General features: G+C 75.3%; 6 protein-coding genes. 3 read left to right on the plus strand and 3 right to left on the minus strand.

The annotated features are described in order from the left end of the window. From ACWJ6R_RS21175 to ACWJ6R_RS21185, 3 genes are all read left to right on the plus strand, one after another. On the plus strand, window positions 1-1,404 hold a 1,404-nt coding region (locus ACWJ6R_RS21175; protein ID WP_449063899.1), incomplete at its 5' end, for an IucA/IucC family protein. Then, on the plus strand, window positions 1,401-4,253 hold the full coding sequence (locus tag ACWJ6R_RS21180; RefSeq protein WP_449063900.1) for an IucA/IucC family protein: 2,853 nt from the start codon (window positions 1,401-1,403) through the stop codon (window positions 4,251-4,253). The genes ACWJ6R_RS21175 and ACWJ6R_RS21180, both read left to right, overlap by 4 nt. Before the next feature lie 55 nt (window positions 4,254-4,308). After that, window positions 4,309-4,953, plus strand: coding sequence for a Uma2 family endonuclease (locus ACWJ6R_RS21185; RefSeq protein WP_449063901.1), 645 nt, complete (start codon window positions 4,309-4,311; stop codon window positions 4,951-4,953). Between the two features lie 42 nt (window positions 4,954-4,995). Here ACWJ6R_RS21185 and ACWJ6R_RS21190 read toward each other — a convergent pair whose 3' ends face one another. From ACWJ6R_RS21190 to ACWJ6R_RS21200, 3 genes are all read right to left on the minus strand, one after another. Continuing rightward, window positions 4,996-8,472, minus strand: a complete 3,477-nt coding sequence (locus tag ACWJ6R_RS21190; RefSeq protein WP_449063902.1) for a UvrD-helicase domain-containing protein — start codon at window positions 8,470-8,472, stop codon at window positions 4,996-4,998. A gap of 112 nt (window positions 8,473-8,584) precedes the next feature. Continuing rightward, window positions 8,585-9,421, minus strand: coding sequence for a RecB family exonuclease (locus ACWJ6R_RS21195; protein ID WP_449063903.1), 837 nt, complete (start codon window positions 9,419-9,421; stop codon window positions 8,585-8,587). Next, on the minus strand, window positions 9,418-10,404 hold a 987-nt coding region (locus tag ACWJ6R_RS21200), incomplete at its 5' end, for a 3'-5' exonuclease (RefSeq protein WP_449063904.1). The genes ACWJ6R_RS21200 and ACWJ6R_RS21195, both read right to left, overlap by 4 nt.

Genomic DNA, 10,404 nt, shown 5'->3' on the forward strand with positions numbered 1-10,404 from the left:
CGGGCGGTCGCCCACCCGGCGGACGCCGCCGGGGTCGAGGCGTTCGCCGGGGAGTGCCACGAGGCCCTGCGCGCCCTCGACCTCCACGACGCGCACCGGCGGGACGTGCTCGACCGGTTGCGGCGGGGCCCGGCCGGGACCGCGCATTACGAGGCGCTGGCGGCCTTCCTGGACCATCCCGTCTATCCGACGGCGCGCTGCCGGGCCGGGCTCTCCGACGAGGACCTGACGGCCTACGCGCCGGAGTTCGCGCCGAGCTTCGAGCTGCGGTGGGCGGCGGTGCCCCGCGAGCGGGTGACCGGCACGTCCTCCGGAGGACCGCCGATGGCGCCGGGCTTCGCCCGCGTCGGACTGGCCGCGGAGCTCGCGGACACCCACGTGCTCTTCCCGGTGCACCCGCTGGCGCTCCCCGCCGTCCGCGCGATCCCGTGGGCGGTCACGGCGCCGGAACCGTACCTGACCGTCCGGCCCACCCTGTCCATGCGCACGGTCGAGGTGGACGCGCGCACCCACCTGAAGCTGCCGCTGCCCACCAGCACGCTGGGCCTGCGCAACCGGCGGTCGATCAAGCCGGGCACGCTGGCCGACGGGGCGCGGGCCGAGCTGCTGCTGCGCCGGATCTCCGGTCCGCGGATCCTCCTGGCCGACGAGCAGGTCCACGCCCACACCGGGCACGAGTACCTGGCCTGGCTCGTCCGCCGCCTCCCGCCGGGCGAGATCGTCCCCGTGGCCGCGCTGCTCGCCCCCCTGCCGGAGGGCGGCACGGTCGCCGAGGAGCTCGCCGCACGGCGGCACGGCGGCGACGGTGGCGGTGGCGGCGTCGAGGCGCTGCTGACCGAGTACCTCCGCCTGCTGTTCGCCTCCGGCGTGCGGCTCCTCGTCCGGTACGGCGTCGCGCTGGAGGCCCACCAGCAGAACCTCGCGCTCGTCCTGGACGGCGGCGGCCCCCCGCGGCTGCTGGTCAAGGACAACGACGGGCTGCTGGCCTCCCCGGGGCGCCTGCGGGCCGCGGGGATCTCCGTCCCGGACTTCGCCGACGGGCGCATGCTGACCGACGACCCCCACGCGCTCGCCGACGTGTTCGTGACCATCACCCTGCACCTGGCCGCCGCCGCCCCGGCCTTCGGTGCGCTGCCGCCCGCGCGGGCCTCCCGGCTGCTGCGGGACACGCTCGCCGAGGCGCTGGAGCCGTACGGCGACGACCCGGCCGCCCGGCTGCTGCGGGCCAGGACCCTCGACGCCGCCCGGCTGGTCGGCAAGTCGATGGTCACCGCCGGGACGCTGGTGGACAAGGCGCGCACCGGAGCGCGCGACGTGAACAAGTTCTATGGCACCAGCGGCCCCAACTACCTCCGTCATCCTCCCGCGGCCGTCCGGCCCGTGATCACCCAGGGGACCCCATGACCGCCCTCGCTCTCGACTCCGTTCTCGACTCCCCGGCCGCCGTCGCCGAGGAGGCGACGCTGGCCGCGCTGCTGCGCTGCGCCGTACGGGAGGTCGCCGGGCCGCGCGGCCTGGTCCGGCACGACGGCGCCCACCTGCTGCTGCACGTCGCGGGCGTCCCGCTGCGGGTGCGGGCGCACGGCGGGATCGCGCTCCGGCTCACCGGTCCCGCCGAGTGGCACCGGGGGCGGTCGATGGCGCCCGCTCTCCGCCGACCGGCTCGTCCGGCTGCTGGAGGCCGAGCTGGGCGGGGGCAACGAGGAGTTCGCCGCCCAGGTGCGGTCGAGCCGCCGGGCCGTGGCGGCGCTGCTGGAAGGCGCCGGGACGCGGTCCCCCCGGCCGACCCCTGGCTGGCGTCCGAGCAGGCGCTGGTCTTCGGCCACCCGTTCCACCCCAGTCCCAAGGCGCGGGGCGGCGTCTCCGGCGGTCCGGAGGGGGACGGGACTCATCACGCGGACGCCTCGCACCAGGGCGGGACCCGCGACGGAGCCTCCGGCGGGACCCCCGGCGCGGACTGGCTCGCCTACGCCCCGGAGGCGCACGCGAGCTTCCCGCTCCGGCTGCTCGGCGTCCGGCACGACGTGCTGGCCGAGGCGGGCGAGACGGCGGCGCTGGACGCGCTGGGCGACGCGCCGCCCGGGTACGCACTGCTGCCCGCGCACCCCTGGCAGCTCGACCTGCTGGCCGCCGAGCTGGCCGCGCCGCTGGCCGACGGGCGCCTGGTCGACCTGGGACGCGCCTCTCGCGGGGCGGTCCCCACCTCGTCGGTCCGCACGGTCTACGAGCCGTCGATCGAGCGGTGCCTGAAGTTCAGCCTGGACGTGCGGATCACCAACTGCGTCCGGAAGAACTCCTGGTACGAGCTGGCCGGGGCGGTCGAGCTGACCGCCCGCCTGGAACCGGTCTTCCGCGATCTGGCGGAGCGGTTCCCCGGCACCCGCTGGCTCCCCGAGCCCGGCTACCGCTCGGCGGACCTCGGCACCCGGCTGCTGGAGGGGCTGAGCGTGATCGTCCGGGCGAGCCCGCGGCAGGTCTGCGGACCGGGTGTGACCCCGCTGCTGAGCGGCGCCCTCGCCGCCGGTCCGCTCCCCGGCTCCGCCCCCGTGCTCCCCGAGTCCGCCGCCGCCGACCCGGTGCGCTGGTGGCGGGCCTACGTGGAGTGCGTCGCGCCGCCGGTGCTGGAGGCCTACCTGGCCCACGGCGTGGTGCTGGAACCCCACCTGCAGAACGTCCTGGTCGGCGTGGACCCGGCCGGGACACCGGTGGAGGCGGTCTTCCGCGACCTGGAGGGGACCAAGCTCGTCGCCGGCCGCCACGACCTGTCGGCCCTGCCTCACCGGGTCGCCGAGGCGCTCACCTACGACGCCGCCGACGGCTGGAACCGGGTGGTCTACTGCCTGGTCGTCAACCACCTCGCGGAGGTCGCCGCCGCGCTGGCCGGCGACGGGCCGGTGCGGGAGCTGTGGGCGGCGGCCGGGGAGGTCCTGGCCCGCTACGCGGCCGCGCGGGGGGTGGCCGCCGCTCCTGGCGGACCTGCTGTCGGGCGCGCCGCTGCCGGCCAAGGCCAACCTGACGGTCCGGTGGTCGCGGGCGGCGGACCGCGCGGCCGGGTACGTCGCGGTGGCCAACCCGCTGGCGCACGCGGCGGGTGCCCGGTGATCCCCGCGGAGCCGCCCGCGTACGTCTACGACCTGCGTGAGCTGGACGCCCACGTGGCGGAGGTCCGGGCGGCGCTGGACGGGATCGAGCTGCACTACGCGGTCAAGGCCAATCCCGACCCGGAGCTGCTGCGGGTGCTCGCCCGGTACGTGGACGGCTTCGAGGTGGCCTCGGGCGGGGAGCTGGCACACGTGCGGGCGCTGTTCCCCGATGTGCCGGTCGCGCTGGGCGGTCCGGGCAAGACCGACGCCGAACTGGCCGCCGCCGTCCACCCGCGCGTCGCTCCGCCCGTCCACCGGTTGCACGTGGAGAGCCCCGGAGAGCTGCGGCGGCTGCTCGCCCTCGGGCGTCCGGCCGACGTCCTGCTCCGCGTCAACCTGGACCTCCCCGTCGAGGGCGCCTCGCTGGCCATGGGCGGCGGCGCGACCCCGTTCGGCATGGACCCCGGCGGGGTCGCCGAGTGCCTCGCCCTGCTCCGCGGCCAGGACCTCCTGCGCTGGCGGGGCGTGCACGCCCACCTGGCCAGCGGGCTGGACGCGCCGCGGATGCTGGGGCTGGCGGAGGCCGTACTGGACTACGCCCGGGGGATCGGCGCGGCCGAGGTGAACCTGGGCGGCGGCATGGGCGTGTCGTACGCCGACCCGCACACCCGGTTCGACTGGAAGGCGTACGGCGCGGGCCTGGCCGGGCTTCGGCGGCCCGGCGAGGTGCTGCGGGTCGAGCCGGGGCGGTCGCTGACCGTCTACTGCGGGCGGTACGTCACCCGGGTGATCGACGTCAAGCGGGTGCACGGCGAGCTGTTCGCGGTGGTCGCCGGGGGCACCCACCACCTGCGGACCCCGGCCACCAAGGGCCACGACCAGCCGCTGGCCGGCTGGACCTCGGCCGGAGGCCCGGGCGGGCCCGGCGAGCCGGTCACGATCGTCGGGCAGCTGTGCACCCCGAAGGACGTGCTGGCCAGGAGGGTCCCGGTCCGGCTGGAGCCGGGGGACGTGGTGGAGTTCGCGATGGCCGGGGCCTACGCCTGGAACATCTCCCACCACGACTTCCTGATGCACCCGCGGCCGGGCTTCCACTACTTGCGGCCGGTCGGCCTGGAAAATTCGTCACCTTGCGTAGACGGCACTGGTACGGTCGGCGACGGGATGTGAGGGGATCGACATACGATGCCAGCGTAAGGAGTCCCGAGAGGATGCCGGAATGGTCATGTCCCCACCTCGATACCAGACCGTCCACCAGCCATGCGACCGGAGAGACGCGCCCCACCGGCCATGGCCCGGAACAGTCGACGACCAGACTCTCCGGCTCTGCGAAGAGCTCAACGAAGGCGGGTACTCCGCGGAGATCGTCCGGGAGCAGGTCATCGTGAGCCCTTGGACGTCCCGCCGGAACGACAAGATCGTCGACCGGCTCACCGATCTGCTGTACCAACTGAAGCGGGAGATGGGCTGGGCGCTCTACCAGAGTTCCGGCATACACATCCCGCCCTTCCGTGACATGCGGCTTCCCGATCTGATCGTCGCTCCGCTCGACGCGGAGGACTACGACGAGATGCACATCTACGGGCACTCGACGCTGCTGGTCGTGGAGGTCTGCTCGGGCAGCACGGCATCGGTCGACTACCAAGAGAAGCCGGTCGACTACGCCAGGGCCGGGGTGCCGCTCTACCTCATCGTCGACCCCACGGCCGAGCCGCCGAAGGTCACCCTGATGAGCGAGCCGGTCGAGGACCCCGCGCCCTTCGACGAGCGGGAGCCGTACCTCAAGACGGTCACCGTGCACAGCGGCGGATCGCTGGAGCTCCCGGAGCCGTTCAACCTGAAGATCGACATCGCCGCGCTGTTCGCCTGACCGTCACGGCCCGCCCGCCTGAGCGCGGGAGCCGCCTGACCGTCACGGCCCGCCCGCCCGCCTGAGCGCGGGGACCGACTCGACGAGCGCGACCAGGCCGCGCTCGTCGAGGAGGTCCACCGGGCGGACCGTCTCGTTGAAGCGCACGTAGTGGAAGGCCGCGCCCACCCGGTCCAGGGGGACGCCGGCCAGCCGGGACCAGGCCAGGCGGTAGGCGGCGAGCTGCACGGAGGCCGCGGTCCGCGTCGTCTCCATCAGGCGGCGGCCCGTCTTCCAGTCGACGACCTCGTAGCCGCCGTCCGGGGTCCGGAAGACGGCGTCCATCCGGCCGCGGACCAGCCGATCGGCGATCATCATCTCGAACGGGACCTCGACGTCGAGCGGTTCCCGGCCCGCCCACTCGCTCTCCTCGAACCTCTCGCGCAGCTCCGCCAGGAGGGCCTCGGCCTCTTCCGTCTCGTCCCCGGCGCCGGGAGCTCCAGCTCGTCGAGGAGCCGCTGCTGGCCCCAGCGCGTCTCCAGCCACCGGTGGAAGGAGTCCCGCGGCGGGCCAGGGGGGCGGGCCGCTTCGGGACGGGACGGCGGATCCGCCGGGCCAGGGCCGCTGGGTCGGCGGCCAGGGCGACGAGGTCCGAGACGGTGAGCCGGGCGGGCAGCTCGGCCTGGCGCCCGCCGCGCCGCCGGTTCCGCTCCCGTTCCCGGAGCAGGAGCTCGGCGTCCCGCTCCCAGGCCCTGGCCCGTTCCCGGTCCCGGTCGCGCAGTTCCGCCAGGCGCGGGTCCTCCTCGCCCCCCGGCTCCCCGGCCCCGGTCTCTCCGCCGCCCGGACCGCGCACGGACACCGCGGGCGCTCCGCTCCCGGAGCGTCCGGCGGCCCCGCGCTCCCGGCGGGCTCCACGTTCCCGGTGACCCTCGCGTTCCCGGCGGGCCCCGCGCTCCCGGCGGCCCCCACGTCCCCGGCGGCCCCCGCGAGAGAGCGGAGGGCGGCCTCGACGAGGAGGGAGCCGTCGACGACGGCCTCGTACCGGGCCCCCTCCGGGGTGACCGGCCAGACGGCCTCGGCGGGCTCAGCCAGCAGAGGGTTCGTGGCGCCCTTCTCGAGCTGCGGCGGCCAGGTGGCCACCCGGCCGCAGGTCTCGCGGATCTCCAGCAGGAAGTCCGACGGCTCCAGGGGCTTGGCCGCGCCGCCCCAGCGGTAGCCCGAGGCGATCAGCAGGTAGTGGGCGCGGGTGACCGCCACGTAGGCGAGTCGCCGTTCCTCCAGCAGGTCGCGGTCGCGGCAGCGCTCGTCGAACTCGGCGAGCTCCTCCCTGGCCAGCCCGGCCAGCCGGGGCAGGTCGGAGGCGTCGCCGCGCAGCGGGTAGGGCAGTTTGCGCGGGTTCTCCGTCCACCGGGGGCTCACCACCGGCCGGGCCGGGAAGATGGTGCCGACGGTCGGCGTGCCGGTCTTCGACAGCACCTGCGACATCCCGGGCACGATCACGACCGGCCACTCCAGGCCCTTGGACGCGTGCACGGTCATCAGCTTCACACTGTTGCTCTCGCCCACCCGCCCGGCGTCCAGGCCGTTCTCCTCCTCGTCGGCCGCCTTGAGGAACGCCAGGAACGCGCCCAGCGTCGGGTCCTCGGAGTCGCCGGCGAACCGGGCGGCGGCGTCGACGAAGGCGTCCAGGTCGGCCCGGGCGGCGAACGGGCCCGCGGCCGATCCGCGGGCCGCCACCTCGATGTCCAGGCCGAGGCGGCGCTCGACCTCGGTGATCAGGTCGGGGAGCGGCTGTCCGACGCGGCCGCGCAGGGCCCGCAGCTCCTGCGCCATGGCGACCAGCCGTACCCAGGCCGTCGGCGAGAACGCCTCCTGCCACTCGGGCCGGTCGGGCAGTTCGTCCAGCGCGTCGACCAGGCTGCCGCGCTCCTCGGACAGCTCCGCGACGACCTGGTCCAGCAGGTCGGCGACCGGGGAACCGGCCTCGCGGCTCTCCCGGTTCAGCTCGCGGGCCCGCTCGCCCAGCTCCTTCAGGTCGGCCGGGCCGATCCGCCAGCGGGGGCCGGACAGCAAGCGGACCAGGGCGTCCCCGGCCGTCGGGTCGTAGAGCACGCGCAGGGTGGCCACCAGGTCGGCGACCTCGGGCACGGTGAGCAGGCCGCCCAGGCCGACCACCTCGACCGGGACGCCGCGCTCCTCCAGGGCCCTGCGCAGCGCGGGGAACTGCGAGCGTTTGCGGGCGAGGATCGCCACGTCGTGCGGTTGCAGGCACTGCGGGCCGCCCCACATGCTCTGCCTGGCCTTCCTGCGCTCGCCCTCGCCCCACGGCAGGCCGTCCGGGGCGGTCTCGCTCCCCAGCAGCCCGCACACCTGGTCGGCGACCCAGCGCGCCTCGTCCTCGGCCGTCTCGTGGAAGGCGCACAGCACCCGACCGCGCTCGACCCGGTTGCCGCCGGGCACCAGCACCGGCACCTCCCTGGCCTCCATCCGCAGCGGGAGCTGCACCCGGGCGGCGACGTCGAGGACGGCGTCGCCGTTGCGGAAGCTGACCGAGAGCCGGCGGACCGGGGCGGGCTCCCCAGAGGCCGTGCGGAAGTCGCGGGGGAAGCGGGTGAGGTTCCCGGCCGAGGCGCCGCGCCAGCCGTAGATGGACTGGCAGGGGTCGCCGACGGCGGTGACCGGGTGGCCGCCGCCGAACAGCGAGCGGAGCAGGACGAGCTGGGCGTGGCTGGTGTCCTGGTACTCGTCCAGGAGGACGACGGCGAACCGGTCCCGCTCGATCCGGCCGACCTCGGGGTGCTTGGCCGCGATCCGGGCGGCCAGCGCCATCTGGTCGCCGTGGTCGACCACCTCGCGCCTGCGCTTGAGCCGGGTGTATGCCTCCACCAGCGGCAGCAGCTGCTCCCTGGCCTTCTGCACGGCCAGCGGCCTGCGCTGGGCGACGATCGGGGAGCCGGGCAGCGCGTCGTACCGCTCCTTCAGCCAGGCGCCCACCTCCCGCACGTCCTGCGGCTCGCGCATGTGCTCGGCCAGCTCGCCGGCCAGCTCCAGCACCGCGCGGGTGACCGTGGCCGGCCCCCAGTCGAGCTGCTCCATCGGCCCGTCGTAGGCGCTGACCACGTGCCCGGCGAGCTGCCAGGCGACGGCCGGGGTGATCAGCCGCATGGTGGGCTCCAGCGCCTCACGCAGGGCGTGGTCGGTCACCAGCCGGGCGGCGTAGGCGTGGTACGTCGAAATGGTCGGCTCGCCCGCCAGCGGGTCCGCGGACACGTCGCGGCCGAGGGCGCCCAGCCGCTCGCGCACCCGGTGGGAGAGCTCGCTCGCCGCCTTCCTGGTGAAGGTCAGGCCGAGCACCTGCTCGGGCCGGACCAGGCCGTTGGCGACCAGCCAGACGACCCGGCCCGCCATGGTCTCGCTCTTGCCCGACCCTGCCCCGGCCACCACGACCATGGGTTCGAGCCCGGCCTCGATCACCGCGGCCTGCTCCGGGGTCGGGGGAAGGATGCCCAGCTTGTCGGCGAGCTGGATCGGATTCAGCAACCCCGGCCTCCATCGGTACGGCCCCGCGCGACACCGCACGACGCGGTACGGCACGGCACGGCGCGACACGGCGCGACACGGCCCCGCGCGACACCGCATGACACGACACGGCTCAGCACACCTGGCCCCCGCTCTCGTTGACCGGGCAGCTCGCCCGCGCGGCGCACGTGCGGCAGCCGTCGTTGACCTTGGCGTGGAAGAAGGGCAGGGACATGCCCCGTGCCACGGTGTCCACCATGTCGTGGGCCCAGCCGGGCTCGGGATCCTCCGCCAGAGGCCGCTGGACCTGCTCCTTGGCGTCCTTGCCCGCCGCGTTGCCGACCTGCACGAGGGCGGCGCCGCCGGGCTCGTGCATGCCGTACCGCTGGAAGGCTCCGAGCAGCGCGGCGAGCTGGTAGACGCCGAGCTGGGGATGGCGGTCGAGGTCGGCGTCGGAGGGCTTGCTCGCGCCGGTCTTGATGTCGATGATCACCGCGCGGCCCTGCCCGTCGCGCTCGATCCGGTCCACCCGGCCCTTGATCTGCACTCCCTCGGTGACCATGGCGACGAAGGACTCCTCGGTGGCGACCAGCGTCCGGGGGTTCTCCCGGTGCCATTCGACGAACCTGGCGATCATCTTCTCGGCGACCCGGCGCTGTTTGCGGTTGTACCAGACGCCGCCGAAGTCCAGCTCGTCCCAGACCTTGTCCAAGTGCTTGGCAAGGGTCTCCTCGCTGGGCATGCCGTCCGCGGCGAGCACGGCCAGCGCGTGGACGACCGTGCCCAGACCGCGGGCCACGTCCGTGCCGCCCGCGCCCACGGAGGTCTCCAGCAGCCAGCGCAGCCCGCACTTGGTGAAGCTCTCCACCGCCGAGGGCGAGATGCGCACGACGTCGTCGGGCCAGCCGAGCGGGCGGTCGTCGGAGATCGGGGTGAGGGCGTACCACTCGTCGGGATGGGCGCCCTTCACCCCGGCCGCGGCGAGCCGGGCCAGGTGCTCGGCGGCGACCTGCGCAGCGACTCCGGCCGGGCCGGGTCGCAGACCGCCGCGCGCAGGTCGGCCACCAGCGCGGACATGGTCAGCCAGCGGGACCGGTCGTCGAGGGCCGCCGCCTCCTCGCCCGTGCCGGGCACCAGCTCGGTCAGGAACCTCGACGGCCGCTCCTCGACGTCCTCCCCGCCCACGGCGGTGACGACGAGCCTGGCGCGCGCCCTGGTCGCGGCCACGTAGAACAGGCGGCGCTCCTCGGCCAGCAGCTGGGAGGCGAGCGCGGCGCGGACCGCGACCGGGTCCTCGTGCCCCGAACCCTCCGCCCGGGCGCACATGTCGTCGGTGCCCAGGACCGACCCCCGCGGCCGCAGGTCGGGCCAGGTCCCCTCCTGGACCCCCGCGACGACCACGAGGTCCCATTCCAGGCCCTTGGACCGGTGGGCGGTCATGATGTGGACCGCGTCGCTCTCGGGGGCCCGCGGGGCGAGGGAGTCCTCGGGGATCTCCTGGGAGACGAGGTCCTGCACGAACACGTCGACGCCCGCGTGCGGGAGCCGGTCGACGAACTTGGCGGCGCGGTCGAACAGCACCATGACGGCGTCCAGGTCGCGGTCGGCCTGCCGGCCCCGGTGCCCGCCCGCGGCACTCGTCTCGCTCCACCTCTCGGCGAGGCCGGTGAGCCGCCAGACGGCCCAGAGCGTGTCCTCGGCCGTGCCGCCCTGCCGTACGGCCTCGGTGGCGGCGGCGATGAGCTTGGCGAGCCGCTCGGCGGGGAGCGCGATGTGCGGCTCCACCAGGACCAGTTCCCGGGCGTCCTTGAGCGCCGCGACGAGCAGCTCCCCCGAGGACCTCGGGCCACCGCCGGGCGCCCGGCGGACGGGCGCCTCCGGATCGACGGGCTCGGGACCCTCGGGCGCGGGACCCTCGGGCCCGGCGTCCGCGGGCGCGGGAGGGACGACCGG

The sequence above is a fragment of the Planomonospora algeriensis genome (assembly GCF_977012225.1).

What these genes read in the sequence shown, in the direction of transcription:
- ACWJ6R_RS21180 (WP_449063900.1), top strand. Translation starts at nt 1,401, where the DNA reads ATGACCGCCCTCGCTCTCGACTCCGTTCTCGACTCCCCGGCCGCCGTC.
- ACWJ6R_RS21185 (WP_449063901.1), top strand. Translation starts at nt 4,309, where the DNA reads ATGTCCCCACCTCGATACCAGACCGTCCACCAGCCATGCGACCGGAGA.